Below are 25,934 nucleotides of genomic sequence, written 5' to 3' on the forward strand. Positions count from 1 at the left end.
CGTCCGATGACGGCTGGGCGATGTTCGCGTTGCCTCCACCCGGTCCGGCCATGCCGTTCCGTGCGGACTGCCCTTCACCGGCGATACGGTCGCCGAATGGTCCATTCCGGAGACCGTCTCACTCCTCCGCGCGCAGCGGCCGGCTGAGCAGGCCGCCGATGGCGTCGTCGAGCTGCAGCGTGCCGGCGACCAGACCGGCCACCGCCTCGGCCACCGGCATCTCGACCTCGCGCCTCCGGGCGAGCGCCACCAGCCCGGAGGCGGTCAGCGCGCCCTCGGCGAGCTTGCCGCCCGCGGCCTCCTCGAGGCTCGCACCGCGCCCGAGGCGCTCGCCGAAGGCGAAGTTGCGCGACTGCGCCGAGGCCGCCGAGAGCACGAGATCGCCGAGGCCCGACAGCCCCATCAGGGTCTCGGGCCGGGCCTCCCAGGCGCGGGCAAAGCGCATCAATTCGGCGAAGCTGCGGGCGACGAGGGCGGCCCGGGCGCTCTCGCCGAGGCCGCGCCCGATCGCCGCCCCGCAGGCGATGGCGAGCACGTTCTTGGCCGCCCCGCCGATCTCGACCCCGCGCGGGTCGCTGCCGTGATAGACCCGGAAGGTCGGGCCCGACAGGGCGGCGGCGAGCGCGGCCGCGAGCGGCCCGTCCCGGCTCGCGAGCGTCACGGCGGTGGGCAGCCCGCGGGCGACGTCGGCCGCGAAGCTCGGACCGGAGAGGACAGCGAGGCTGGCCCCGGGCGCGACCTGTGCCGCCACGTCGGTCATGAAGGCATCGGTGCCGCGCTCGATGCCCTTGGCACACAGGATCAGGGCGGCGCCGGGTGCGAGATGGGGGTGCAAGGCCGTCAGCACCCCGCGCAGGGTCTGGGCCGGCGTCACCACCAGCACCGCCTCGGCCTCGGCGAGCGTCGTCGGGTCGGCGGTGGGGAGGACGCCCGGATGGAGCGGCACCCCGGGCAGGTGGCGGGCATTCTCGCGCGTGCCGGCCATGGCGGCGGCGGCGCCCGCGTCGCGCATCCAGAGCGTCACCCGCCGCGGCGCGGAGGCCGCCGCCGCGTTGGCGAGCGCCGTGCCCCAGGCGCCGCCGCCCAGGACCGCGACCGGCCCGATGGTGTTCATGCTGCGTCTCCAGCGAGAAAATCCGCTGCCGCCAGCCGGTAGAGGCGGTGGGGCCGCAGCGGGTGGCCCTCGGGCAGGGCCGGGTGGTCGAACCCGCCGACCGCCGCCATGCCGAGGCGCTCCATCACCCTCCAGGACGGCGCGTTGAGGTCGGCGGTATAGGCGACGATCTCCGGCAGGGCGCAGCGGGCGAAGGCGTCGGCGAGGGCGAGCCGCGCGCCGCGGATCGCGAAGCCCCGGCCCCAGGCCGGACGGGCGAGGCGCCAGCCGATCTCGACGAGACCGGTCTCGCGGCCGAGGAGCGCGCCGAGCGGCAGCGGCCGGGCCGGGCGCCAGCAGCCGACGAAGCCGACGAAGCCCTCCGGCGCCTCAACCGCCCAGGGACCGAACCCGTCCTCGTCGAAGCGGCGGGCGAGCGCCCGCGCCTCGGTCTGGCTCTCCCGCGCGGTCTTCGGCGCGGGGAAGAACCGCATCACCGCCGGATCGGCGCAGAGCGCCGCGAAGGGCGCATCGTCGGCCAGCCGCCAGCGCCGCAGCGCGAACCCGTCGCCGGGCAGGCTGGCGGGGGGCTTGGGCACCGGGCGCTTGCGCCGCCACAGCAGCGAGCGGTGGTTGAGCACCGCGAGGTCCTGCCGTCCCTCCAGCACCGCCTCGCCGAGCGCCAGGGCGACATCGAGACGCTCTGGCGGCATGTTGGCCCAGGCGGGCGGCGCCACGCTCTCGCGCCAGGGCCCGCCGCAGGCGTTGTCGAGCAGGATGCGGGCGAAGCAATGGTTGCGCGAGACCGGCCAGTCCGGTCGGCCGCTCGCCGCCTCGGGCAGGCGCTCGTCGACCAGGGCCCGCCAGCGGCGCCTCTGCACCTCGGCGTCGGCGGGACTCATCCGGCCGCGGGGGACTGGGCATCGGACCGGGCCTGCGCGAAGGGCCAGCGCGGGCGGGCCGGCGCCGTGATGTCGTCGGTGAGGCCGAGGCGCAGGCGCTCGATCCCCGCCCAGGCGATCATCGCGCCGTTGTCGCCGCATAGCGGCAGGGGCGGGGCGACGAGGGGCAGGCCGGCCTCGCCCGCCTGGTGGGTCAGGGCCCGGCGCAGGGCCCCGTTCGCCGCGACGCCGCCGGCGGCGACGAGCGCGGTCGGATGCCCGGCGACACCGCCGAAATCGCGCAGCGCGACCCGCACCCGGTCGACCACCACGTCGACCACCGCCGCCTGGAAGCCGGCGCAGAGGTCGGCGACGTCCTGGTTGGTGAGCGGCGCGATCCGCTCGGCCTCGATCCGCAGGGCGGTCTTGAGGCCCGAGAGGGAGAAGTTCGGCTCGCGCCGGCCGAGCATCGGGCGCGGCAGGGCGAAGCGCTCGGGGTCGCCGCTCTCGGCGGCGCGCTCGACCTCGGGGCCGCCCGGATAGCCGAGGCCCAGGAGCTTGGCCACCTTGTCGAACGCCTCGCCGATCGCGTCGTCGATGGTGCCGCCCAGCCGCACGTAGTCGCCGACGCCCTTCACGGCGACGAGCTGGGTGTGGCCGCCGGAGGCGAGCAGCAGCAGGTAGGGAAAGGCGAGGTTGTCGGTCAACCGGGCCGTCAGCGCGTGCGCCTCGAGATGGTTGACCGCGACGAGGGGCTTTCTCGCGACCAGCGCCAGGGTCTTGCCGGTGACGAGGCCGACGAGCACGCCGCCGATCAGGCCCGGACCCGCCGCCACCGCGATGCCGTCGAGGTCGGCGAGGCGCAGGGAGGCGGTGTCGAGGGCCCGGGCGACCAGGCGGTCGAGCACCTCGACATGGGCGCGGGCGGCGATCTCCGGCACCACCCCGCCATAGGCGGCGTGCTCGGCGATCTGGCTCAGCACCTCGTTGGAGCGGATGACGGCGCGCCCGTCCTCCTCCACCGCCACGATCGCGGCCGCGGTCTCGTCGCAGGTGGTCTCGATCCCGAGGACGTTCATGGCGTGGGGGTGGTCTCGCGAGGGGGCTGGCACGCCGCGCGGCGGCCGGTATGGTGCCACCAGATAACCCGCCGGCGCGGGGCCGGCCAAGGGGCGATCGCAGCGACGGTGCGATCGGTCGACGGCCGCCCGGGCCGGAGGCGGGAAGGGGAGGCGGGAAGGGGAGGGTTGCGTGACGGGGCCGAGGGAAGGCGGGACCGCCCTGCGGGTCTGGGTCGCGCGGCCGCTGCCGGCCGGCCGACGCACGGCCGAGCGCGTCGCCGCCCTCGGCCACCGGCCGCTCCTCGCCCCGGTCCTCGACCTCGCCGCCAGCGGCGCCCCGCCGCCCGACGGCACCTTCGACGCCCTGGTGCTGACGAGCGCGAGCGCGGTGGCGCCGGTGGCGGGCACGCGGTTCGCGGCGCTGCCGGCCTATTGCGTCGGCGCGCGCACCGCGGCCGTCGCCCGGGCGGCGGGGCTCGGGCCCGTGCACGAGGCCGGGGGCGACGCCGCGGCGCTCGCCGGGCTGATCGGCCGCGCCCTGCCGCCGGGCGCGCGCCTCCTCCACGCCGCCGGGCGCGAACGCAAGGACGAGCCGGCCGCGACGCTGGGGCGGCGCGGCTTCCGCCTGACCGTCTGGGTCGCCTACGCGGCGACGCCCCTGCCGGCCCTGCCCGAGGCGGTGACGGCGGCGCTCGCCGAGGGCGGCCTCGACGCGGCCCTGCACTACTCGCGGCGCAGTGCCGCGACGGCGCTGGGCCTCGCCCGGGCGGCGGGGCGCGAGGGGGAGTTTCGGCGCCTCTTGCACCATTGCCTGTCGGCGGACGTGGCCGTGCCCCTGGTCGCGGCCGGCATCCTGTCCCATGTCGTCGCGGCACGGCCCGACGAGGACGCCCTGATGGCCGGGCTCGCCGCCGTCCACCCGGACTGCGACGCGGAGGCGTCGCCGGCCCTTCGCCCGGGCCGGGAGCGATGCTAAGGGACGATGAACCAGCGCGCGGCCCGGGCGGGATCCTGCCCCGCGGACGCGCTCCAGCCGAGCCGATGGGCCCGCCTTCGCGGCGGGCTCCCGGCCCGACCCACAGGTGAGGATCTTTCGCCGTGAACCCATCCGACAAGGACCAGAAGGATTCCCGCAACCGTCCCGGCGGGCGCGGCGGCAACCCGGCGGATGGGCCGATCATCGACCTGAAGGCCACCCGCGTCGCCGATGCGCCGAAGGCCGAGCCGGGCAAGCCTGATCCGGTCAAATCGGAGCCGGGCAAGCCGGCCACGCCTGCCGCCGCCTCCGGACGCCCCGGCGAGCCGACGAAGGCCGCCGAGGTGAAGCCCGCCGACGTGAAGCCCGCCGAGATGAAGCCGGGCGCGACCGGGGCGACCGGTCAGGCCGCGGCCGCCGGCACGTCCGGCCCGACGGCGAAGCCGTTCGGCGGAGGAACGGGCCCGACGGGTTCGAGCGGATCCTCCGGCCCGACCGGGGCCACGGGATCGGCCGCCGCCGTGAAGCCGGGCGAGGCCGCCAGGACGGTCGAGGCCAAAGCCGGCCCGACCAGCGCCACCGGCCCGACCAGCGCCACCGGCCCGACCGGCGCCACCGGCTCGACGGGATCGACCGGATCCACGGCCTCGTCGCCGACCGACGGACCCGCGAAGCCCGGCGCCGCGACCCCGGTCGTCACCGGCCCCGGCAGTGGCCCGCTCAAGGTCGGCGACGCGAAGCCCGGCACCGGGCCGACCGGGACTCCCGGCCTCAAGCCCGGGGCGACCGACGTGAAATCCCCGGCTGCCGGCACCGGCGCGACGACCGGCGCGGCCGCGGTCGGCTCCGGCCCGAACCCCGCGGGAGCGACCGGCGCCACCGGTGCGCGCCTCTCCACGGTGCCGAAGACCGGGCCGCAGGCAGGTTCCGCCGCCGGTACGACCGTGCCGCCGAAGGACGCCCCCAAGGACACGCTCAAGGCCACGGCGACGACCCCGGTCGTCGCCCCGCAGGCCCGGTCGGGTGCGGGCTTCGGCTCGCTGCTCGCGGCCTCGCTGCTCGGCGGCGTGGTCGGCGCGGGCATCCTCTACGGCGCCACCACCTACGGCCCGGCCTACGGCATCAACCTGCCGAAGCCCGCCGCCCCGCAGGCGCAGGACGCGGTGCCGCTCGAGCAGCGCCTCGCCGATCTCGCGCCGCGCGACAGCGTCCAGGCCCTCGACCGGCGCATCGGCTCCGTCGAGCAGACGCTGCGGCCGCTGCCCGACGCGGTGCGCGCGGCCGACGCCGCCGCCAAGGCCGCGACCCAGCGCGCCGACGAGGCCCTGCGCAAGGCCGAGGCCGCTCCCGCCGGACAGGCGGCGCCCGCGGCCCAGGCTCCCACGGCCCAGGCTCCGGCCTCGCAGGCTGCCGGCATCGATCCGGCCCGCCTCCAGGGCATCGAGAAGCAACTTGCCGACCTCCAGGGCCGCAGCGGCGGCGATGCCGGCCTGCGCCAGCGCGTCGACGGCCTCGCCCAGGCGGTGACGGCGCTCCAGGGCCGGAACGACGGCGCGGACCTGCGCGGGCGCCTCGACGGGCTCGACAAGGGCCTGAAGGCGCTCCAGGCCGATCTCGGCACCCGCACGGCCGCCGAGGAGCAGGCCGACAAGGCGCTGGGCCAGCGCATCGACGAGCTGCGCCAGGCCCTCGACACCCGGGCCAAGGCCGCCGACCAGCGGGCCGAGGGGCTGCAGCAGGCGCTCGACGCCCGCACCAAGACCGTCGACCAGCGCCTCGCCGAGCTGGCGAAGTCGGTCGAGGGCCGGGCCGAGGCCGGCACCGTCCAGGCGGCGCTCCGGGTCGTCGCCGCCGACCGCATCGCCAGCGCGCTCGCCTCCGGGGCGCCCTATGCCGACGCGCTCGCCACCCTCAAGCAGCTCGATCCCGGCCAGGCCGGGGCTCTCGCGCCGCTCGAGCCCTTCGCCCAGAGCGGCGCTCCGACCGCGGCCTCGCTCGCCCAGAGCTTCCAGCCCGTCGCCGCCAAGCTGAACGCCGCGGCGCTCGCCGCCCGGCAGAAGGCGGTGGCGGAGCGCGGCAGCATCACCGACCGGCTGACCAGCATGGCCGAGTCGATCGTCTCGGTGCGCAAGGTCGGCAGCGAGGGCGCGGCCCCGACGGCGGGCACCCCCGCCGACCCGACCGAGGCCGGGGTGGCCAAGGTCCAGGACGCGCTGGCCCGCGGCGCGGTGTCGGAGGCCGCCAAGGCCTTCGACGCCCTGCCGGAGCAGACCCGCCAGGAAGCCGGCGATGTCGGCCAGCGCCTGAAGGCCCGGGCCGCGGCCGGCGAGGCCGCGCGGGCCCGGCTCGCCGCCGCCTTCGCGGCGATCCAGGGTCCGGCGACCCGCTGACCACCTGACGCAGTGCGGCCGCCTGCCCGGGCGGCCGCGGGAAGCAACCTCCCGGGGCTCGATCGACGCCCCCTCGCGCGCCCGGTGCGGCAGCGCGGCTTTCTGGAGTTGATGGACCGATGTGGCGCGCACTCGCCTTCGTGGCACTTCTCGCCGTCGCCGCCTACGGGGCGGTCTGGCTCGCCGACCGGCCCGGCGTGGTCACCGTGACCTGGGGCGGCTACGAGCTGGCGACCAGCCTCGCGGCGGCCCTCGTCGGCGTCATGGTGCTCGCCGTGGTGCTCGGCTTCATCTGGGCCTTCGCCCGCGGCATCCTGAACCTGCCCGAGCGGCTGACCCTGTCGAGCCGGCGCCGGCGTCAGGCCCGCGGCTACAACGCGCTCTCGCGCGGCATGGTGGCGGTGGGTTCCGGCGATCCGGTGGCGGCGCGCCGCCACGCCGGCGAGGCCGAGCGCCTGCTCGGCAACGAGCCGCTCGCCCTGCTGCTGACCGCCCAGGCCGCCCAGATCTCGGGCGACCGCGCCGGGGCCGAGCGCGCCTTCCAGCGCATGGTCGACGATCCCGAGACCCGGGTGCTCGGCCTGCGCGGCCTGTTCGTCGAGGCCCGGCGCCAGGACGACGAGGCCACGGCCCGCGCCTACGCCATCGAGGCGTCGCGCCTCGCCCCGAGCGTCACCTGGGCCAACGAGGCCGTGATGGAGAGCCAGTGCGCCGACCGCGACTGGTCCGGCGCCCTCGACACCGTGTCGCGCCGCGCCGCGCTCGGCCTCTCCGACAAGGCGGCGATGCGCCGCCAGCGCGCCGTGCTGCTCACCGCCAGCGCCCTCGACCTCGAGGCCGGCGACCCCGAGCGCGCGCTCGCCCAGGCCCGCGAGGCGGTGAAGCTCGCCCCCGACCTGGTGCCGGCCGCAGCCCTCGCCGGGCGGCTGTTCGCCCGCCGCGGCGACCTCAAGCGCGGCGCCCGGGTGGTCGAGGCGGCCTGGCGCGCGGCCCCGCACCCGGAGCTCGCCCGGGTCTATCTCGACCTGCGCACCGGCGATTCGAGCCGCGACCGCCTCGCCCGCGCCGAGACGCTGGCCCGGATCTCGTCCTGGCATCCGGAATCGCGCTTCGCCATCGCCCGCGCGGCGCTCGACGCCCGCGAATTCGCCCGGGCCCGCGACGTGCTCAGCCCGCTGCTCGCCGACCAGCCGACCGCGCGCGCCTACGAGACGATGGCCGAGATCGAGGAGGCCGAGCACGGCGCGACCTCCGGCAAGGCCCGCGAGTGGCAGGCCCGCGCGGTCCGTGCCGCGCGCGATCCGGCCTGGTGCGCCGACGGCCTGGTCTCCGACCGCTGGGCCCCGGTCTCCCCGGTGAGCGGCCGCCTCGACGCCTTCGTGTGGCAGACCCCGCCCGACCTGCTCGGCCGCTCGTCCGCGGGCCACGCCCACGAAGCCGCGCCCGCCGCGGCCAACGCGACCGCCACGGCGCCGAAGACCGGCACGATCAACACCCTGGCCTCCGGCGCCTCGGGCCCGGCGGTGGTGCCGGTGCCGGTGACGATGCCGGAAGTGGTCGGTCCGGGGCGCTGAGCGCGCCCGCGGGATTCCCGCCCGTTCGCATCCGGGCGAGCGCGCCCGGATGCGCCACATCGTGACGAAGAGGAACGCCCGGTCGACGGACCGGGCGACGCCTCCATCCCGCCCGCCCCCGTGGGGGCCTTCGGCGAGAGGGGAAGGCGGCCCTAGCCGATCCCCGCCAGGAGCTCGACGACCGTCTCGGGGTTCGGCACCTCGACGTCGTGCGGCACCGCCAGTTCGCGGTAGGTCCAGCCGGACTTGGCCTTGGCCCGCTGCCGGCTCGGCTCGATCGCGGCGAGCGCCGGGCTGGTGTAGGCGACGTAGGTCACCGGCAGGCCGGCGCCGGCGGGTTTCGCGAGGCGCACCGGGCTCTCGTAGGTGCCGATCGGGTGCGGCCGCAGCCGCTGCATGAACCAGTCCTTGGCCGGTCCCGCCGGAATCGGAAAGGCCTCCGGGCCGGGCACCGGCAGGGCCACGCCCGCCCCCTGCTCCTGCGCCACCTTGCGGCGCGTATCGGCCATGCCGGCGGGCAGGATCGTGAAGGCCGTGTCGCCGTTCTCCGGGATCAGCGCATCGAGGTAGACGACGTGGCGGATGCGGTCGGTCAGGCGGTCGGCGACGCCGGTCACCGCCATGCCGCCGTAGGAATGCCCGACCAGCACGACGTCGCGCAGGTCCTCGAAGGCGAAGACGCTCGCCACGTCGTCGATATGGGTGTCGACCGTGATCTGGCGCGAGAGCAGGTGGCTGCGCTCGCCGAGCCCGGTCTGCGTCGGCGTGTAGACCCGGTGCCCGCGGCCGCGAAGGCCCGCCGCCACGTCGCGCCAGATCCAGCCGCCGCCATAGGCGCCGTGGACGAGGACGTAGGTCTTCGGCGCCGCGCCTTGGGCACGGGCCGCGCCCGGCGCGAGGGCCGCCGCCGCCAGGGAGACGCCCGCCAGGGCCGTTCTGCGATTGACCGTCACGCGCTGTTCCTCCGGGTGGTCGTTCTTGCGCTTGTTCGTTCTTGGCATGTTGTAGCGGCGGAACGGCCCGGGTCCACCGCGATGTATGCGCGGGACGCGGCTCCCGCGCCGCGTCGCCGGTGCTATGGAAGGGTCACCGACACGCTTGAACCAACGAGGGCACGAGCCGCCGATGACCCACGCGGAGACCGCCACGCCGCCGGACCTCGCCGGCACCCTGTCGCCGCGGATGCAGGGCATCGGCACGAGCCAGATCGGCCTCGTCGCCGACCGGGGCCGGGACGACCCCGAGGTGGTCAAGCTGTGGATCGGCGAGGGGGATTTGCCGACGCCGCCCTTCATCGTCGAGGCCGCCCACAGGGCGATGCTGGCCGGGCACACCCGCTACGCCACCTCGCTCGGCCTGCCGCGCCTGCGCGAGGCGCTGAGCGCCTACCACGCCCGGCACTGGGGCGTGGACGTGCCGGCGGAGCGCTTCGCCGTGACGGCCGGCGGCATGAACGCCATCATGCAGGCGGCTCAGGCGCTGCTGGAGCCCGGCGACGAGATCGTCATTCCCTCGCCGGCCTGGCCGAACCTGGCCGAGGCCGTGCGCATCACCGGCGGCGTGCCGGTGACGGTGCCGTACCGGGTGCAAGCGGACGGGCGCTTCGCCCTGCCGCTCGCCGACATCGAGGCCGCCCTCACCCCGCGCACCCGCGCCATCGTGGTCAACTCGCCCTCGAACCCGACCGGCTGGATCATGCCGCTCGACGAGATGAAGGCCCTTCGCGACCTCGCCCGGGCGCGGGGGCTGTGGATCGTCGCCGACGAGGTCTACGCCCACTTCGCCTACGGCAACGCCATCGCGCCGTCCTTCCTGCAGATCTGCACCGAGGACGACCGGCTGATCGTCACCAACACCTTCTCGAAGAACTGGGCGATGACCGGCTGGCGCGCCGGCTGGCTGATCGCCCCGCGCGGCCTCGCCCCCACCTTCGCCAAGCTCGGCCAGTACAACACCACCTCGATCCCGACCTTCATCCAGCACGCCGCCGTCACGGCGCTCGAGGAGGGCGACGGCTTCATCCGACAGATGGTCGGCCGCTGCGCCGAGAGCCGCGAGATCCTGGTCGAGGGGCTGTCGCGGCTGCCCGGCGTCACCGTGTCGGTGCCGGAGGGCGCCTTCTACCTGATGGCCCGGGTCGCGGGCCCCGGCACCCCGCGGCCGGACGAGACCAGCCTCGCCATCGCCTTCCGGCTCCTGGCCGAGGCCAAGGTCGGCGTGGCGCCCGGCACCGCCTTCGGCCCGGAGGGCGAGGGCTTCATCCGCCTCTGCTTCGCCATCAGCCCCGGCCTCGCCCGGGAGGCGGTGGCGCGGCTCTCCGCCGTCCTCGGCCGCTGACGGAGGAGCCCCGATGTCCGAGCCGATCGCCTTCCTGGGCAACCTCGATCCCGACGAGGAGGCCGAGTTCCTCGCCGCCCTCGCGACCGCTCTTCCCGAGGAAACCTTCCGGCCGTTCCGTACCCTGACGCCGGCCGAGCGCGCGGCGGTGCGGATCGCCGTCGTGGCCAATCCCGACCCCGCCGAGGTGGCGCTGCTGCCGAACCTTGCCTGGATCCACAGCCTATGGGCGGGGGTCGAGCGCCTGGTGCGCGACCTCGGGACGGGGAGCGCGCCGATCGTGCGCCTGGTCGACCCCGAGCTCGCCCGCACCATGGCGGAGGCGGTGCTGGCCTGGACCTACTACCTCCAGCGCGACATGCCGGCCTACCGGCGCCAGCAGGAGGCCGCGACTTGGCGCCAGCTGCCCTACCGGCCGCCGGGCGAGGTCGGGGTCGGGCTCCTCGGCCTCGGGGCGCTCGGGAGCGCGGCGGCGGAACGGCTGGTCCAGGCGGGGTTCCCGGTCGCGGCCTGGAGCCGCGCGCCCAAGCCCGTCCCGGTGGGCGTGACGGGATTCTCCGGGCCGGACGGACTGGCCGGCCTGCTCGCGGCGAGCGACATCGTCGTCTGCCTGCTGCCGCTCACCGGGGAGACGCGCGGCCTCCTCGATGCCGGTCGCTTCGCCGCGATGAAGCCCGGGGCGGGACTGATCAATTTCGGCCGCGGGGCGATCGTCGAGACCGAGGCGCTGATCGCCGCCCTCGATGCGGGCCGGGTGTCGCACGCGGTGCTGGACGTCTTCCCGGTCGAGCCGCTGCCGCCGGATTCGGCGCTGTGGCGCCATCCGGGCGTGACCGTCCTGCCGCACATCTCGGGGCCGACCACCCCGGGCAGCGCCGCGGCGGTCGTCGCCGGCAACGTACGGGCCTATCGGGCGACCGGACGGATTCCGGCGGCGGTCGACGTGGCGCGGGGGTACTGAGCGGCCTGTTTGACTTGCGACGACACGATCGCGAGGGGATTTTCCTTCCTACCCTCCGCCTCAACCTGAGGTGCTGGCGATCATAGATCGCTGAGCCTCGAAGGATGGATCCAGCGATCTCGGAGATGTCTGGAGCCCTCCTTCGAGATCAGTCGATCTTCGATCGCCAACGCCTCAGGATGAGGCCTCTGATATTATAGATTATGTCAATTATTTGAATATAATCTGACATCTCGCTCGAGACGATCAGTATATCAACGGATAATATTTTCTCCCACACGCAACCTCATCCTGAGATGTCAGTTGATTAAAAATCGACTGACCTCGAAGGAGGCCTCCAGCGAGCGCAGTGATCCCTGGAGCCCTCCTTCGAGGTCGGGCCATCTTCGATGGACTGACACCTCAGGATGAGGTCTAGAGTAGGAAAAAAACTTCCTGCTCAAGCCAAACAGGCTCTGAACGGACTGCGCGCCAGATCCGCGACGAGACGAGGGTTCGGGCGGACGAGATATCGGCCTGCCCATAATACGCGACACGGAAAGCTGCACGTGCGCGGCCGCGACGGCCGCCGTGCATCAACCCTCACCCCCTGCGGGGGAGGCAGCCCCGCAGGGGGGCGAATCACTCTTACTGGGAGTGGAGAGGGGACGGACGCCGCTTCGCAATCAGACTGAATTGTTCCGAAGCGTGTCCTCGGAAGGAGCGGCGCGCCGCCCCTCTCCCAAACCATTCTGACGCGGGCTCCATTCCTCCCCCACAGAGGAGGAGGGTTCGCGCGTCGGCGATCCTCATGAACGGCACACCCTGTCATGCCGCGCGATGCGTGGCGGGCCGACGCCTCGTCGGCTCAGCCGGGGCGACGGGCCCGGAGGACCGGCGGGGAGGCGGTAGCGGCCGTCTCGGGGCGGTCCGTGCGCTGCAGCCAAGCCAGGGCGCTGCGAGCCGCGTCCTCAGCCTGGTGCGCCCGCTCCTCGGCGGCCGCAATCAGGGCGGCGGCGCGGCTCTGGGCTGCCTGTGCCCGGTCCTCAGCCGCCACGATGTAGAGTTGCGCCTCATCGAGCCTTCTGTGTGCGCTGCGCAGCAGGCTCCGGGCCTGGGCCTGGCGTCGCCGGATCTCCGCCTCGGTCGCTTCGGCCTCGTCGGCCGCAGCCCGCACATGGGCGATCAGCCGGTCCCAGTCCCGGGGCGGGGCGCCGGCATCGACCGGCGACAGGCCGTCCCGCGCGGTCCGCTCGACGACCGACCGGACGAGGATCGCGAGGTGCGGATGGACTTCCGGCGTCGCGCCGTTCTCGAGGTCGCCCCGCCGAGCCGCGCGTTCGCTGGCGAAGAAATCGATCCCCATGACGTCCGTCCCGTCGTCCCAAGCCGGGTCACCCCGCGATGATGCCCGGGAGCGTCGCAGATCATGGTTAATCGTGGATTAATCTCGAGGATTGTTATAGCCAAAAGCCGCAGGGGAAGGGGCTTGGATCGGTAGAACTGGGTCGATCACGAGCGGACCAATCGTGCCCCAACGACTGATGAACAGCACCTCGACGGCGCTCGGAAAGCCGGAACCCGTGACGAAGAAGGTGTCGAACCGGGAGGAGACGACGCCCGTAACGCCGGAAATCCTGCCGCACCGGAACCGATGCGCCGACGCCTGCCACGCCCGGCATGCCCCTGCATCCCGAAATCCACGCCCGGTCCGACCTTCGCCATTGACGCCCCGGGGCTGCAGGGCCTAACCGACCCTCATGCGCAGGGCTTCGCCACAACGGCCGATCGTCCGCGCGACCATCGCGGTGGTCGCGCTCTACGCGCTGTGCCTGCACGTCCTGCTCGGCGCGCTCGCCCCGACCCCGGCGGTGGCCGCCCCGGGGGCCGTGATCTGCCAGCACGATGCGGCGGACGGCTCCCCGCAGACCGGCATCCGCTGCGCCCTGGCCTGCTGCGTCGCGGCCCACCACGTCGCCCTCGCGGTCCCGGTCCTGCTGGCGTTCGGGTTCGCCTGGGACGGCCTGCCTCCGCCCGTCCGCGTCCCGCCCGCCGCCGACGAGAACCCGGTCCGGGCCCCGCCCGACCGCGCCGCCAGCCCGAGGGGACCGCCGCAGGCCTGATCGATCCGTCGTCGCCATCGATCGCAGCCTGTCCGGATTCCTGCCCCATGTCCGTTTCCTCCGCCGCCCCGGTCACGGGGCGAGCGCCCCCGCGCGGCGTGCCTCGTCCGAGCGCGCCCTTGCGCGACGCGCTCCATCGCGCGGTCTGGCGCTGGCACTTCTACGCCGGCCTCCTCTGCCTGCCGTTCCTGATCCTCCTGTCGGTCACCGGCTCGGTCTACCTGTTCAAGGACGAGATCAACCGCACGCTGTTCTCCTACCGGACGGTGGTGGCGGTGCGGGCGACGCCGCCGCTCTCGCCCGAACGGCTGGTCTTCATCGCTGCCGAGGCGGTGCCGGATGCCGCGCCCAAGACCTATGCGAGCCCGGACGCCCCCGACCGGGCGGCGGTCGTCACGATGGCCGGGCCGCAGGGCAGGACGCTCGTCTACCTCGACCCCTATGACGGCGCGGTGCTCGACCGGGTGGGGCGCGACGCCGAGGCGATGATGGTGGTGCGCCGGCTGCACAGCCTCGCGTATTTCGGCCCGGTGGCGAACGCGCTGATCGAGGTCGTGGCCGGCTTCACGGTGATCCTGGTCCTGAGCGGGATCTACCTGTGGTGGCCGCGCGGGCAGGGCGGTGGGGTCGTCAGCGTACGCGGCACGCCGCGGCGGCGGGTGTGGTGGCGCGACCTGCACGCGGTCACGGGCTTCGTCGCCGGGGCGGGCCTGTTCTTCCTCGCCGCGACCGGCCTGCCGTGGTCGATCCTGTGGGGCGACCAGGTCCGGGCGATCTCGAATCGGGCCGGGCTCGGCCAGCCCGATGCGCTCTGGGCCGGGGTGCCGGTCTCGGCGGTGCCGATGGGCGAGGTCCTCGACACGACGGGCTGGGCGCTGGAGGACGCGCCGCTGCCGCGCTCCCCTGCACAGGACGGGGTCCCGATCGGCATCGACCGGGCGATCGAGATCGTGACCGGGCTCGGGATGCCGGCAGGCTACGAGCTCGCCCTGCCGGAGGGCCCGACCGGGGTCTACGCGGCCGCCGCCTATCCGCGCGACGTCACGCGCCAGCGGATGATCACCCTCGACCAGTATAGCGGCAAGCCGCTGGTCGACGTGCGGTTTCGCGATATCGGCCTCGTCGGGCGGGGCATCCAGTACGGGATCGGGCTGCACAAGGGCGAGTTCGCGGGGCGGGTCAACCAGCTCCTGATGCTGGCCTTCTGCCTCGCCACGCTCCTGCTCGCGGTGAGCGCCGCGGTGATGTGGTGGAAGCGCCGCCCCGCCGGGCGCCTCGGCGTGCCGCCCTGGCCCGGGGACCGACGGGTCGTCGCCGGGGTCACCGGGATCGTCGTCGCGCTCGGGATCGTCTTCCCCCTGACCGGGCTGGCGATCCTGGCGATGATCGTCCTCGACGCCGCGATCGCCGGCCTGCGCCGCACCCTCCGGCACCCCGCCGCCGCCTGATCCGACGCCGGCGCGACCGCGCCGCGCTCCCGCACCCGTTTCGTTGAGATCCCGTCCATGCCGTCCCGTCCCGGTGCCGGCCTGCGCCCCCGCGCGCTCGCCTTCCTGCTCGCCGCCGTCCCGACGACCGCCCATTCCCATGCCGCCGCCGCCCAGGAGACCATCGCCCTCGACGAGATCTCGGTCGCGGGTGCGGCGCCGGTGCCAGGTTCGAGTCCAAGTCCGGGTCCAGGTCAGGTCGCGAGACCGGCCTTCGGGGTCGCGGCGCCGCCGGGCTCCGCCCCGAGCGTGATCGAGCGCCCGGTCGGCGAGGTCGTGACCGCCATCGGGCGGCAGGGCGTGATCGCCAACCGGCCGGCGACTAGCGTCGCGCAGGTGCTCGTCAACAGTCCCGGCGTCACCGTGCGCCGGGGCAACGGACCGCGCGACGTGGTGGTGTCGATCCGCGGCAACAACGCCCGCTCGACCGGCGTGATCAAGAACATGGTGGTCCTGGAGGACGGCTTCGTCGTCACCCAGCCCGACGGCGCCTCGCGCTTCGACATCACCGATCCGCGGGCCTATTCGCGCATCGACGTCTTCCGCGGGCCGCAATCGTCCCTGTTCGGCAACTACGCCACCGGCGGGGCGATCGCGTTCCGCACCCGCACCGGGCGCGAGATCGACGGCTACGAGGTCGGGATCGATGCGGGCAGCTTCGGCACGCTGAGCAACTACTTCACGGTCGGGGGCGTGAGCGGGCCCTACGAGGTCAGCCTGTTCGCCAGCGATTTTCGCAGCAGCGGCTATCAGGACCACTCCAGCGCCGACACCCAGACGGTGAACCTCCTGGCGAGCTACACGCCCAGCCCGGACAACCGCTTCACCCTCAAGGTGATCAACAACACGCTCGAGGCCGACCTTCCCGCCCGCTCGTCCCTGGCGCAGTACCGGATCAACCCCTACCAGCGCGGCTGCACCAGCGCCGCCACGGCGGCGCCCGGCTGCACCACCGTCAACCTCCTGCAGAACGGCGCCTTCGGCGCCACCGTGCCGGTGACGGCCTCCGAGGGGGCCTTCGGCCGCAACGACCGGCGCACGATCATCGCGGCGCGCTGGGAGCACGACATCGACGCAAATACGACCTGGCGCACGCAGGTCGGCTTCGACGAGCGCAACTTCAACCAGCCATTCTACACGACCTCCTCGCGCGGCAGCTATCCGTCCTACAACGTCCTGTCGGACATCACCCATCGCGGCGAAGTGTTCGGCCTGCCGACGGTGGGCTACGCGGCGCTCTCCTACAGCGCCATCGACAACCACATCTCGCTGTTCAACCGGGCGCCCTATCTCGGGCCGCGCCTCGGCGCGCTCGCGAGCAACCAGGAGGCGGCGCAGTCGAATCTCGGCGGCCGGGCGCGGGCCGAGGTCGCGCTGTCGGAGCGGTGGACCGGCGTGCTCGGCGTCTCGGCCGAGAACACCTGGCTCACCGGCCGCACCCTGACCTACGCCTACTCGGCCGCCGGCACGACCCGGATGGCGGCCGACATCGACCGCAGCTTCCTCAACGTCGCGCCGGAACTGGCGCTGGTCTACCGGCCCGACGACACCCTGGCCTTCCGCGGGCGGGTCGCCACCGGCTACGCCACCCCGGCGGCGAGCCAGCTCTTCGTCACCCCGGCCGGCGTGCCGGGCAACAACACCGACCTGCGCACCCAGACCAACCTCGGATTCGACCTCGGGGTCGACTGGTCGCCGCTGCCGGAGCTGCGCCTCAGCCTGACCGGCTTCTACGAGTTCTTTCGCAACGAGTTCGTCACCCAATCGCCGGGGGCGGGCCTCCTGAGCTACACCTTCAACGCCCCGGCCTCCGAGCATCGCGGCATCGAGGCGGGGGCCGAGTGGGCGTTCTCGCCCGGCTGGCGGGCCACCGCCGCCTACGGCCTCAACGACCAGTTCTATACCCGCTACGTCGAGCAGCTGAGCGCCGGCAGCCTGACGGCGCGGTTCGACCGGGCCGGGCGCCTGATCCCGGGGGTGCCGGCCCACCAGCTCCTCGCCCGGATCGGTTACGACCAGCCGACGGGGCCGCTGAAAGGGCTCGGCGCCTTCGTCGAGGCGGTCTACCAGGACGGCTTCTTCCTCGACAACGCCAACCAGCTGAAGGCGCCGGGCTACGCGCTCCTCAACGCCAACGTCCACTACGACACCGATCTCGTCGGGTCCTACGCCAAGCGCCTCAGCCTCTACGTCGAGGTGCGCAACATCCTCGACACGACCTATATCGCCTCGGCCCAGCCGCTGGCGAACTCGATCAGCGCGGCGACCGGGCTGCAGAACGGGGCGGGGGTGCTCGCCACCACCACCGGCTCGATCTTCGCCGGAGCGCCGCGCAGCGTCGTCGGCGGGATGAAGCTGGCGTTCTGACGCCCGGTGCGACCCGGGCGTCAGGCCACCGCCGCCATGGCGCCCGGGGCCTCCCATTCGGGGCCCCAGACCTGGACGACGTGGCCGGGCGAGACCTCGCGGTAGATCCGCTCGGGCGGCACGTAGTCGACCGGGCGGATCGGGCTCTTGATCTCGTCGCTGCGCACGGCGTGGAGCTGGCGGCGCCGGCCCGGATCGGGCACCGGCACGGCGGCCATCAGCTTCTTCGTATAGGGGTGCTGGGGTGCGCCGAAGATCGCCGCCCGGGGGCCGATCTCGACGATCTCGCCGAGATACATCACGGCGACCCGGTGGCTGACGCGCTCCACCACCGCCATGTCGTGCGAGATGAACAGGTAGGCCAGACCCAGCGCAGCCTGCAGGTCGAGCATCAGGTTCACCACCTGCGCCTTCACCGAGACGTCGAGGGCCGAGACCGACTCGTCGGCCACGATCAGCCGGGGTTCCAGCGCCAGCGTGCGGGCGATGCAGATGCGCTGGCGCTGGCCGCCGGAGAATTCGTGCGGGAAGCGGCTCGCCATCTCGGGCTTGAGGCCGACCCGGCGCAGGAGGTCGGCGGCGCGCGCACGCGCCTGCGCGCGCGAGCAGAGACGGTTGATCAGCAGCGGCTCGGCGATGGCCGCCCCCACGCTCATCCGCGGATCAAGGCTGGCGAAGGGGTCCTGGAAGATCATCTGCATCCGCCGGCGGCAGGCACGCAGGGCGGCGGGAGACAGGCCGAGCACGTCCTCGCCGTCGAGGAGGACCGAGCCGGCGACCGGCTCGATCAGCCGCAGCACCGAGCGGCCGGTGGTGGACTTGCCGCAGCCCGATTCGCCGACGAGGGCCAGGGTCTCGCCCGCCCGCACCGCGAAGGACACGTCCTCGACCGCGTGGACCCGGCCGCGCACCCGCGAGAGCAGGCCGCCGCGGATGTCGAAGCGGGTGGTGAGCCCCTTCACCTCCAGCACCGGGCGCTCGCCCTCGCGCACGGTGTCGGGAAGCGGCGGAGCCGCCTCCAGCTCGCCGGTGGCGCGGTCGACGATCTCGAACCGGGCCGGGCGGGTGGTGCCCTGCATCGCCCCGAGGCGGGGCACGGCGGCGAGGAGCGCCCGGCTGTAGGGATGGGCCGGGCGGCGGAAGATCTGCTCGGTGGCCCCCGTCTCGACGGCGCGGCCGTCGACCATCACCACGGTGCGGTCGGCGATCTCGGCCACCACCCCCATGTCGTGGGTGATGAACAGGACCGACATCCCTTCCTCCTCCTGGAGGAGCTTGATGAGGTCGAGGATCTGGGCCTGGATCGTCACGTCGAGCGCCGTCGTCGGCTCGTCGGCGATGAGGAGCTTGGGCCGGCAGGCGAGCGCCATCGCGATCATCACCCGCTGGCGCATGCCGCCGGAGAAGCGGTGCGGGTAATCGTGCACCCGCGAGGCGGCGGCCGGGATGCGGACCTTGTCGAACAGCCGCACGGTCTCGGCCTCGGCCTCTCCATGCGACATGCCGCGGTGGAGCCGCAGCGCCTCGCCGATCTGGAAGCCGACGGTGAGCACCGGGTTCAGGCTCGTCATCGGCTCCTGGAAGATCATCGCGACGTCGTCGCCGCGGATGCGCCGCATCTCGGCGTCGGGAAGGCGCAGGAGGTCGCGGCCCTCGAGCAGCACCCGGCCGCCGGTGCGGGTCGCGTCGCGGGGCGTGAGCCGCATGATCGACATCGCCGTGACGCTCTTGCCGGAGCCCGATTCGCCCACGAGGGCGACGGTCTCCTTGGGGCCGATGTCGAACGAGACGCCGTGCACCACCGGGCGCCAGGCCTGCTCGGAGCGGAACGCGACGGTGAGGTCCTGGACCGAGAGGATCGGGGTGGTCATCGTGGGCTACCCTGCTCACACACTCTCCCACCCGCGACCTCATCCTGAGGTGCGAGCGGAGCGAGCCTCGAAGGAGACCTCCAGTGGTCTCCGAGGGATCTGGAGGCCTCCTTCGAGGCTGCGCGATCTGCGATCGCCCAGCACCTCAGGATGAGGTCCAGGGTGGGAATCCAGGCGAAGCCTGCCGTCACAACACCCGCCGCGGATCGAGCGCGTCGCGCAAGCCGTCGCCGATGAAGTTGATCGACAGGACGGTCAGGAAGATCGCGGCGCCCGGAAACAGCGCCCAGTGCGGCGCCACGTCGAGGTGGTCCTTGGCGTCGTAGAGGAGCCGGCCCCAGGTCGGGATGTCGGGCGGGAAGCCGAGACCGAGAAACGACAGGGTCGATTCGGCGATGATCGCGGACGAGACCTCGATCGTCGCCGCGACGATCACCGGGCCGATGGCGTTCGGCAGGATGTGGCGGGTGACGAGGTGCCAGGCGGTGGCTCCTTGAGAGCGCGCGGCCTCGACGAACTCCTTCTCGCGCAGGCTCAGGAACTGCGCCCGCACGAGGCGCGCCACCGGCATCCAGCGCAGGCCGCCGATCACCGCGACGATCATCACGAAGACGCCGCCCTCGACCCCGAAGGCCTGCTTCAGCTGGTCCCGGAAGAGGTAGATGATGAGCAGCAGCAGCGGCAGCTGCGGCAGTGACAGGAACAGGTCGGTCAGCCACATCAGGAACGGGTCGAGGAAGCGCCGCGACATGCCGGCGAGCGCGCCGACCACGACGCCGACGACGGTCGCGACGATCATCGCGGCAAACCCCACCGCCAGCGAGATCCGCCCGCCATAGATCATGCGGGCCAGGAGATCCTGGCCGAGGTCGTCGGTGCCGAGAGGATGGGCCCAGGACGGGCCCTGGAGTGTCGCCGCGAAGTCGATCTCGTCGATCGCCACCGGCCAGACCCAGCCGCCGAGGACGACCGCCAGCACCAGGAAGCCCAGCACCCCGACGCTGACGACCGCGAGGCGGTGGCGGCGGAAGCGCCGCCAGGTGTCCCGCCCCGAGACCGCCGGCGGCGCCGGGGCGGCCGCCTCAGCGGTAGGAGATGCGAGGGTCGAGCCAGCCATAGAGGAGGTCCGCGACGAGGTTGAACAGGACGACGAGGCAGGCGAACACGAAGGTGACGGCCATCACCACCGGCGTGTCGTTGGCGAGCATCGCGTTGATGAGGAGGGAGCCGATTCCGGGGATCCGGAAGATCTGCTCGGTGACGATGGCGCCGCCGAACACCGCCGGGATCTGGAGCGCCACGAGCGTCACGACCGGGATCAGCGCGTTGCGGGCGATGTGCCGGACCGTGACGGTGCCGTCCGACAGGCCCTTGGCCCGGGCGGTGGTGACGTAGTCGAGGCGGGCCACGTCGAGCACCGAGGCGCGGACGTAGCGGGTGTAGGAGGCTGCCTGGAAGAAGCCCAGCACGCAGACCGGCATGATCGCCTGCCGGACGTGCTCCCAGGCCCAGCGCCAGCCGGTGGCCGAGATGTCGGCCTGGTAGACGAAGGGCAGCCAGTCCAGCGTCAGGCTGAAGAGCAGGATGAACAGCAGACCGGTGAAGAAGGTCGGCAGCGAGAAGCCGATGAAGGCGAGCGTGTTCGCCACCTGGTCGAAGACCGAGTAGGGCCGGATCGCCGCCAGGATGCCGACCGGCACGGCGATCAGCAGCGCCAGCACCTGCGACGAGCCGACCACGAACAGGGTCGTGGGCAGGCGTTGCAGGATCAGGTCGTCGACGTCGACCCGGCTGGCGAAGGAGAAGCCCCAGTCGCCCTGGAGCATCGCCGTCAGCCAGTGCAGGTAGCGCACCAGGATCGGGTCATCGAGGCCGAATTTCAGCCGCAGGGCCTCGCGCACCTCCGGCGGCACGTTGGGGTTGGTGGCCAGCTCCCCGAACGGGTCGCCGGGCGCGAGCGCCAGGACGGTGAACAGGATGAGGCTGATCCCGAGCAGGCTCGGGATCGCGATCAGCAGGCGGCGGAGGAGATAGGCTCCCATCGGGGGTTCGTTACGCCTGCTTGTACCACTCGGCCAGGAAGGCCAGCGAGTTGTCCCACCCGCTCGCCGGCGCCTCGAGCTTGCCGTTGATCGCCGAGACCTGGGCGCGGTGGAGAAGCGGCAGGACGTAGTCGGCCACCACCAGGTCGTTCATCTTGACGAACAGGGCGGCCCGCTTGACGAGGTCGAGTTCGCTTTGCGCGGCCTTGTAGGCGGCGTCGACGTCCGGGTTCTGCATCCGGCAGATGTTGCGGCCCTGCCACTTGTTGGCCTTGGTGGCGGCCTCCCAGGAAACGTACTGGAGCGCGAACACCGCCGGATCGGCCTGCGTCATGTTCCAGGTATACATCTCCATGTCGGCATAGAAATGCGGATAGGTGTCCGGGTTTGCGACATCCGAGGAAAAGAACACCGACCCTGGAACCGACTTCAGCTCCATGTCGATGCCGGCCTTCTGGGCGGCCTGCTTGATGATCGCCTGGGTCTTTTGGCGCGGCGCGTTGATCGAGGTCTGGAAGACGAATTTGAGCTTCTTGCCGTCCTTGGCGCGGATGCCGTCGCCGCCCTTCTTCCAGCCGGCGTCCTCGAGGATCTGCGCCGCCTTGTCGGGCTCGAAGGCGAAGGAGGTGCCCTTCGACACGAAGGGCGCCGGGCCGTTGAACACGTTGGCGGTGGCCCGGCCGGTGCGGCCGTAGATGAATTGCTGGATCGCCGCCCGGTTGACGAGCAGGTTCATCGCCTTGCGCACCGCCGGATCCGAGAAGGCCGGGTGCTTGGTCTTGAGCGAGGCGCGCTCGCCGTCGACCTCGGTGTTCGGATCGGTGGCGTTGAGCAGCAGGAATTCGAGGTTGCCGCCGTAATCCATCTTGACCCGGCCCTTGCCCTCGGCCTCGAGCCGCTTGAGGATCTCGTCCTCGACCTGCATGTTCCAGGCATAGTCGTACTCGCCGGTCTGGAGCACGGCGCGGGCGGCCGAGACCGCGTCGCCGCCGCCCTTCATCTCGATCGAGTCGAAGAACGGCCGGTTCGGGACGTGGTAGTCCGGGTTGCGCACGCCGCGCAGGATGTCGCCGGGGCGGAACTCGCCGAACTTGTAGGGGCCGGTGCCGACCGGCGCGAGGTTGGCGGGCGCATCGCGGGACTTGTCGCCGTTGTAATCCGCGAAGACGTGCTTGGGGATGATCATCCCGGCGCTCGATACGAACGCATCGGCCCAGAACGGGGTCGGCTCCTTGAAGGTGAGCTTCACCGTCAGGTCATCGACCTTCGTGACCTTGACGTTCATGTAGCTGCCGCCGGTCACCGCGGCGGTGGCCGGGTTGGCGGCGTACTCGGCGGTGAACACCACGTCGTCGGCGGTGAAGGGCTTGCCGTCGTGCCACTTCACGTTCGGCTTCAGTTTCCAGGTGACCGAGTAGCCGTCGGCCGCCACGCCGCCATTCTCCTTCGAGGGGATCTCGGCGGCCAGGATCGGGAAGAGGTTGCCGTCGGCGTCCCAGGCCGCCAGCGGCTCGTAGAAGATGCGCGAGCCCTCCTGGTCCTTGGTGCCGACCGCGAAATGCGGGTTGATCAGGGTGGCGGCCTGCCAGAACAGCAGCTTCAGCGGCCCGCCGCCGCCGGCCTTCGTCGGCTTGTAGGCGTCGCGCAAGGGGCTCGCCGCGAAGGCGACGCCGTTCTGAGCGAGCATCATCCCGGCCATCGGGGCGGTGAGGCCGAGGGCCAGCATCCGGCCGACGAAGCTGCGCCGCGACAGGCTGCCGTCCTTTACCTCGCCGATCAGCGCGCGCAGGTCCTGCTCGATCATGGACGATCACCCTTCTGGCTGGCCTAGAAACTGACAGGCAGCATCGCGCCCGCCGCCCCCGTCCGCAAGCCACTGAAAACCTTTGCCCCAGGGCATTCGACGGTTGGTCCGTTAGACCCACCGGGGCTCCGAAGCGGCAGCCATTCGCAATTCGCGCGCCACGTCCGCTCCCACCGGGCTTGAGCCGGCGCACCGCCTGCATGAGGCTCGCCCGCAAGGCGGCCCGCCGCAGGGCCCGCGAGGGAGTGAACCCCATGGACAACCGCAACGCCGTCTGGCGCCAGGTCGACACCCACAAGGCCCGGCTGATCGCCCTCTCGGACGAGGTCTGGGGCACGCCGGAGGTCTGCTACACGGAGGAGCGCTCGGCCGCCGCGCACGCCGCCGAGCTGCGCCACCAGGGCTTTCGCGTGACGCAAGCCGCCGCCGGCATCCCGACGGCGGTCGTCGGCGAGGCCGGGGAGGGCGGCCCCGTCATCGCGTTCCTCGGCGAGTACGATGCGCTGCCGGGGCTCAGCCAGGAGGCGGGCGTCGCCGCCCATACCCCCGTCGAGCAGGGCGGCCACGGCCACGGATGCGGGCACAACCTGCTCGGTTCCGCGGCACTGCTTGCCGCCACCGCCCTCAAGGACTGGCTCGCCGAGCAGGGGCTCCCCGGCCGCGTGCGCTATTACGGCTGCCCGGCGGAGGAGGGCGGCGCCGCCAAGGCGTTCATGGTCCGCGAGGGGCTGTTTTCAGATGCGGACGCCGCCGTCACCTGGCACCCGTCGAGCTTCTGGGAGGTCACGCCGCCGCTCTCGCTCGCCAACACCCGGACCGATTTCGTGTTCACCGGCCGCGCCTCGCACGCGGCGGCGGCCCCCCATCTCGGGCGTTCGGCCCTCGATGCGGTCGAGCTGATGAATGTCGGCGTGAACTACATGCGCGAGCACATGCCGAGCGACGCGCGGGTGCACTACGCCTATCTCGAGACCGGCGGCATCGCCCCCAACGTCGTCCAGGCCCATGCCCGGGTGCGCTACTCGATCCGCGCCCGCGACCTGCCCGGCATGCGCGACCTCGTCGCCCGGGTGCGCAAGATCGCCGAGGGCGCGGCCCTGATGACCGAGACGCGCGTCGAGATGCGCATCGTCAGCGCGGTCTCGAACCTCGTCGGCAACACGCCGCTGGAGGAGGCCCTGCACGGGGTGATGGAGGATCTGGGCGCCCCCCATTTCGACGAGGCCGACCGCGCCTTCGCCCGCGAGATCCGGGGCACGCTGACGCCGCAGGACATCGCGGCCGTCTACCGCACGATTGGGCTCCCCGCGACCGACGCGCCGCTGGCCGACTTCCTGGTGCCGCTCGACGCGAACCGCAACCCGGCGATCGGCTCGACCGATGTCGGCGACGTGAGTTGGGTGGTGCCCACCGTGCAGGCCCACGCCCCGACGGTCGCGGTCGGCACCCCGTTCCACACCTGGCAGGTGGTGGCGCAGGGCAAGACGCCCGCCGCCCACAAGGCGATGGTGCAGGTGGCCAAGGCCATGGCGGCCCTCGGCGCCCGGCTCGCCACCGATGCGTCCCTGCGCGAGGCCGCGAAGGCGGACCTGAAGGCCCGGACCGGGCCGGAAGGCTACGTCTCGCCGCTGCCGGCCGAGGTGCAGCCGCCGCTGACGATGTCGGTGGGGTAAAGCGGCTCGCCGTGTCGCGTCCGCTGGGTTAGGGAACCGAACCTTTTCTACAGTCCGGGCATCCCATGGACCAGACCCAGCCGCCGGACCCGATCGCCATCGACGACTTCCTGAAGCTCGACGTGCGGGTCGGCACCATCGTCGAGGCGGCGCCGATCCCGCAGGCGCGCCGCCCGGCCTACCGGCTCGTGATCGATCTCGGCCCGGCGCTCGGCCTGAAGAAATCTTCCGCCCAGGTGACGGTGCGCTACACCCCCGAGACGCTCGTCGGCCGGCAGGTGCTCTGCGTCGTCAACCTGCCGCCGCGCCAGGTCGGCCCGGTCCGCTCCGAGGTCCTGACCCTCGGCGTGCCGGACGGGGACGGCGCCGTGGTGCTGATCACGCCGGAGCGGGCGGTGCCGAACGGCGGGCGGCTGTATTGAGGCCGAGCTCTGATTTCGACTTGAGGCTATGGCAATCATTGCCATAGTTTCGGACCCGCGCAATGCGCGGCGTGTGAGCCTCGCGACGCTGCCGGCCCGGCACGGACCGTTCCCCACGAGGGTCGAGTGCAGGTTTTCGCCTTGCCGAGATTCTCGAAGGACGCAGCCAAGGCGGGTGTCGACGACGCAGTCCTGGCGAGCGCCGTCGCGCGTGCGGAAAGCGGATTGATCGACGCCCATCTCGGGCTTTGCCTGATCAAGCAACGCGTTCCACGACCCGGTCAAGGTCGATCGGGCGGCTTCAGGACCATCCTCTTCCACAAGAGGAACGAGCGAGCGGTGTTTCTCTACATGTTTCCGAAGAACGTGAGGGCGACCGTCACGACCGGCGAACTGGATGCGCTGCGCGATTTCGCGGCAATCCTTGCCGGCCTGACAGACGAGGCATTCGACCGCCTCGCGCGGCAGCAGGGCTGGAAGGTGGTACCGGATGAGCATGCCGATAAAGACCTATCGCAGTGACCTCCTCGGCGCGCTCCACGAGGGCGCCACCGATCTTCTGGCGGTCGGTGCCATCGACAAGGCGACCATGCGCCGGTTCGACCTGGCCTGCCTGACACCCGTCGAGCCGCTGCCTCCCGACGCGATCCGGGCGATTCGCGAGCGCGCCCAGATGAGCCAGGCGATCTTTGCTCGCGCGCTCAACGTCACGACCTCGCTCGTCAGCAAGTGGGAGCGCGGCGACGCGAAGCCCGGCGGCGCCTCGCTCAAGCTGCTGTCGCTCGCCGCCCACAAGGGAATCGACGCGATCCTGTGACGGCACCTTCCGCACCAGCACCTTGACCTTGGCAGGCTTCCTGCGATCAGCCGGCATCGGCCCCGCCGGCCGCCCC

21 protein-coding genes are annotated in these 25,934 nt (G+C 72.8%); 12 read left to right on the plus strand and 9 right to left on the minus strand.

Annotated features, from left to right (window positions below; genetic code table 11):
* Positions 1–118 precede the first annotated feature (118 nt).
* Genes V3T34_RS19800 through tsaD form a run of 3 tightly spaced genes read right to left on the minus strand, consistent with a single transcriptional unit; the run spans position 119 to position 3,053 of the window.
* Entirely contained in the window at positions 119–1,114 is a 996-nt protein-coding gene (locus tag V3T34_RS19800; protein WP_305077587.1) for an NAD(P)H-dependent glycerol-3-phosphate dehydrogenase, read from the minus strand.
* A complete protein-coding gene (locus V3T34_RS19805; RefSeq protein WP_305077586.1) occupies positions 1,111–1,995 on the minus strand; it encodes a GNAT family N-acetyltransferase in 885 nt (294 codons plus the stop codon). The genes V3T34_RS19800 and V3T34_RS19805 overlap by 4 nt, the downstream gene beginning before the upstream one ends.
* Positions 1,992–3,053 (minus strand): tRNA (adenosine(37)-N6)-threonylcarbamoyltransferase complex transferase subunit TsaD, encoded by a 1,062-nt coding sequence (gene tsaD / locus V3T34_RS19810; RefSeq protein WP_091886567.1) that lies wholly within the window; start codon positions 3,051–3,053, stop codon positions 1,992–1,994. Before tsaD ends, V3T34_RS19805 begins: the two co-directional genes overlap by 4 nt.
* Before the next feature lie 202 nt (positions 3,054–3,255).
* Between tsaD and V3T34_RS19815 the strand changes: the two genes are divergently transcribed.
* The 3 genes from V3T34_RS19815 (at position 3,256) to V3T34_RS19825 (ending at position 7,975) form a co-directional block, all read left to right on the plus strand.
* Positions 3,256–4,011 carry a uroporphyrinogen-III synthase gene (locus V3T34_RS19815; RefSeq protein WP_305077629.1) on the plus strand — a complete coding sequence of 252 codons (756 nt, stop codon included), beginning with the start codon at positions 3,256–3,258 and terminating at the stop codon, positions 4,009–4,011.
* A 122-nt stretch (positions 4,012–4,133) separates the two neighbouring features.
* On the plus strand, positions 4,134–6,401 hold the full coding sequence (locus V3T34_RS19820; protein WP_305077585.1) for a COG4223 family protein: 2,268 nt from the start codon (positions 4,134–4,136) through the stop codon (positions 6,399–6,401).
* 119 nt (positions 6,402–6,520) lie between these two features.
* A complete protein-coding gene (locus V3T34_RS19825) occupies positions 6,521–7,975 on the plus strand; it encodes a heme biosynthesis protein HemY (protein WP_305077584.1) in 1,455 nt (484 codons plus the stop codon).
* Positions 7,976–8,127: 152 nt separating this feature from the next.
* Here the strand turns inward: V3T34_RS19825 and V3T34_RS19830 are convergent, their stop codons facing one another.
* Positions 8,128–8,928 (minus strand): alpha/beta hydrolase, encoded by an 801-nt coding sequence (locus V3T34_RS19830; RefSeq protein WP_244533483.1) that lies wholly within the window; start codon positions 8,926–8,928, stop codon positions 8,128–8,130.
* A 172-nt stretch (positions 8,929–9,100) separates the two neighbouring features.
* Here V3T34_RS19830 and V3T34_RS19835 point away from each other — a divergent pair, with 172 nt between their 5' ends.
* Positions 9,101–10,312, plus strand: a complete 1,212-nt coding sequence (locus tag V3T34_RS19835; RefSeq protein ID WP_091886559.1) for a pyridoxal phosphate-dependent aminotransferase — start codon at positions 9,101–9,103, stop codon at positions 10,310–10,312.
* A 13-nt stretch (positions 10,313–10,325) separates the two neighbouring features.
* Positions 10,326–11,273, plus strand: a complete 948-nt coding sequence (locus V3T34_RS19840; RefSeq protein ID WP_305077583.1) for a 2-hydroxyacid dehydrogenase — start codon at positions 10,326–10,328, stop codon at positions 11,271–11,273.
* 847 nt (positions 11,274–12,120) lie between these two features.
* Here V3T34_RS19840 and V3T34_RS19845 read toward each other — a convergent pair.
* The gene (locus V3T34_RS19845; protein ID WP_305077582.1) at positions 12,121–12,618 is read right to left on the minus strand and encodes a hypothetical protein; all 498 of its coding nucleotides are present in this window, start codon (positions 12,616–12,618) and stop codon (positions 12,121–12,123) included.
* 394 nt (positions 12,619–13,012) lie between these two features.
* Between V3T34_RS19845 and V3T34_RS19850 the strand changes: the two genes are divergently transcribed.
* From V3T34_RS19850 to V3T34_RS19860, 3 genes are read left to right on the plus strand one after another with little or no spacing between them, the layout of a single operon-like run.
* Positions 13,013–13,375 carry a hypothetical protein gene (locus tag V3T34_RS19850; protein WP_060846343.1) on the plus strand — a complete coding sequence of 121 codons (363 nt, stop codon included), beginning with the start codon at positions 13,013–13,015 and terminating at the stop codon, positions 13,373–13,375.
* 47 nt (positions 13,376–13,422) lie between these two features.
* A complete protein-coding gene (locus tag V3T34_RS19855) occupies positions 13,423–14,823 on the plus strand; it encodes a PepSY-associated TM helix domain-containing protein (RefSeq protein ID WP_305077581.1) in 1,401 nt (466 codons plus the stop codon).
* Between the two features lie 57 nt (positions 14,824–14,880).
* Positions 14,881–17,229, plus strand: coding sequence for a TonB-dependent receptor family protein (locus tag V3T34_RS19860; RefSeq protein WP_305077580.1), 2,349 nt, complete (start codon positions 14,881–14,883; stop codon positions 17,227–17,229).
* 20 nt (positions 17,230–17,249) lie between these two features.
* Here the strand turns inward: V3T34_RS19860 and V3T34_RS19865 are convergent, their stop codons facing one another.
* From V3T34_RS19865 to V3T34_RS19880, 4 genes are all read right to left on the minus strand, one after another.
* Positions 17,250–19,100 carry an ABC transporter ATP-binding protein gene (locus V3T34_RS19865; protein WP_331369266.1) on the minus strand — a complete coding sequence of 617 codons (1,851 nt, stop codon included), beginning with the start codon at positions 19,098–19,100 and terminating at the stop codon, positions 17,250–17,252.
* A gap of 187 nt (positions 19,101–19,287) precedes the next feature.
* On the minus strand, positions 19,288–20,217 hold the full coding sequence (locus V3T34_RS19870) for an ABC transporter permease (protein ID WP_060846340.1): 930 nt from the start codon (positions 20,215–20,217) through the stop codon (positions 19,288–19,290).
* Positions 20,183–21,142, minus strand: a complete 960-nt coding sequence (locus V3T34_RS19875; RefSeq protein ID WP_060846339.1) for an ABC transporter permease — start codon at positions 21,140–21,142, stop codon at positions 20,183–20,185. Before V3T34_RS19875 ends, V3T34_RS19870 begins: the two co-directional genes overlap by 35 nt.
* 10 nt (positions 21,143–21,152) lie before the next feature.
* Entirely contained in the window at positions 21,153–22,946 is a 1,794-nt protein-coding gene (locus V3T34_RS19880) for a peptide ABC transporter substrate-binding protein (protein WP_305077578.1), read from the minus strand.
* Positions 22,947–23,200: 254 nt separating this feature from the next.
* On the opposite strand from V3T34_RS19880, the gene V3T34_RS19885 reads away from it, so the two are divergent.
* From V3T34_RS19885 to V3T34_RS19900, 4 genes are all read left to right on the plus strand, one after another.
* Positions 23,201–24,619, plus strand: coding sequence for a M20 family metallopeptidase (locus tag V3T34_RS19885; protein WP_305077577.1), 1,419 nt, complete (start codon positions 23,201–23,203; stop codon positions 24,617–24,619).
* Between the two features lie 65 nt (positions 24,620–24,684).
* Positions 24,685–25,041 (plus strand): tRNA-binding protein, encoded by a 357-nt coding sequence (locus tag V3T34_RS19890; protein WP_091886533.1) that lies wholly within the window; start codon positions 24,685–24,687, stop codon positions 25,039–25,041.
* Between the two features lie 126 nt (positions 25,042–25,167).
* Entirely contained in the window at positions 25,168–25,563 is a 396-nt protein-coding gene (locus tag V3T34_RS19895; protein WP_305077576.1) for a type II toxin-antitoxin system RelE/ParE family toxin, read from the plus strand.
* Positions 25,532–25,858 (plus strand): helix-turn-helix domain-containing protein, encoded by a 327-nt coding sequence (locus tag V3T34_RS19900; RefSeq protein WP_082742432.1) that lies wholly within the window; start codon positions 25,532–25,534, stop codon positions 25,856–25,858. The genes V3T34_RS19895 and V3T34_RS19900 overlap by 32 nt, the downstream gene beginning before the upstream one ends.
* Positions 25,859–25,934 lie beyond the last annotated feature (76 nt).

Source organism: Methylobacterium ajmalii (assembly GCF_036448855.1).
GTDB classification, from domain to species: Bacteria; Pseudomonadota; Alphaproteobacteria; order Rhizobiales; family Beijerinckiaceae; genus Methylobacterium; species Methylobacterium ajmalii.

Bases quoted from the DNA above. Each gene is read 5' to 3' on its own strand.
- V3T34_RS19860 (WP_305077580.1), top strand. From the start codon at position 14,881: ATGCCGTCCCGTCCCGGTGCCGGCCTGCGCCCCCGCGCGCTCGCCTTC.
- V3T34_RS19875 (WP_060846339.1), bottom strand. From the start codon at position 21,142: ATGGGAGCCTATCTCCTCCGCCGCCTGCTGATCGCGATCCCGAGCCTG.
- V3T34_RS19865 (WP_331369266.1), bottom strand. From the start codon at position 19,100: ATGACCACCCCGATCCTCTCGGTCCAGGACCTCACCGTCGCGTTCCGC.
- V3T34_RS19855 (WP_305077581.1), top strand. From the start codon at position 13,423: ATGTCCGTTTCCTCCGCCGCCCCGGTCACGGGGCGAGCGCCCCCGCGC.
- V3T34_RS19890 (WP_091886533.1), top strand. From the start codon at position 24,685: ATGGACCAGACCCAGCCGCCGGACCCGATCGCCATCGACGACTTCCTG.
- V3T34_RS19900 (WP_082742432.1), top strand. From the start codon at position 25,532: ATGAGCATGCCGATAAAGACCTATCGCAGTGACCTCCTCGGCGCGCTC.
- V3T34_RS19805 (WP_305077586.1), bottom strand. From the start codon at position 1,995: ATGAGTCCCGCCGACGCCGAGGTGCAGAGGCGCCGCTGGCGGGCCCTG.
- V3T34_RS19880 (WP_305077578.1), bottom strand. From the start codon at position 22,946: ATGATCGAGCAGGACCTGCGCGCGCTGATCGGCGAGGTAAAGGACGGC.
- V3T34_RS19825 (WP_305077584.1), top strand. From the start codon at position 6,521: ATGTGGCGCGCACTCGCCTTCGTGGCACTTCTCGCCGTCGCCGCCTAC.
- V3T34_RS19845 (WP_305077582.1), bottom strand. From the start codon at position 12,618: ATGGGGATCGATTTCTTCGCCAGCGAACGCGCGGCTCGGCGGGGCGAC.
- V3T34_RS19840 (WP_305077583.1), top strand. From the start codon at position 10,326: ATGTCCGAGCCGATCGCCTTCCTGGGCAACCTCGATCCCGACGAGGAG.
- V3T34_RS19885 (WP_305077577.1), top strand. From the start codon at position 23,201: ATGGACAACCGCAACGCCGTCTGGCGCCAGGTCGACACCCACAAGGCC.
- V3T34_RS19800 (WP_305077587.1), bottom strand. From the start codon at position 1,114: ATGAACACCATCGGGCCGGTCGCGGTCCTGGGCGGCGGCGCCTGGGGC.
- tsaD (WP_091886567.1), bottom strand. From the start codon at position 3,053: ATGAACGTCCTCGGGATCGAGACCACCTGCGACGAGACCGCGGCCGCG.
- V3T34_RS19835 (WP_091886559.1), top strand. From the start codon at position 9,101: ATGACCCACGCGGAGACCGCCACGCCGCCGGACCTCGCCGGCACCCTG.
- V3T34_RS19850 (WP_060846343.1), top strand. From the start codon at position 13,013: ATGCGCAGGGCTTCGCCACAACGGCCGATCGTCCGCGCGACCATCGCG.
- V3T34_RS19870 (WP_060846340.1), bottom strand. From the start codon at position 20,217: ATGGCTGGCTCGACCCTCGCATCTCCTACCGCTGAGGCGGCCGCCCCG.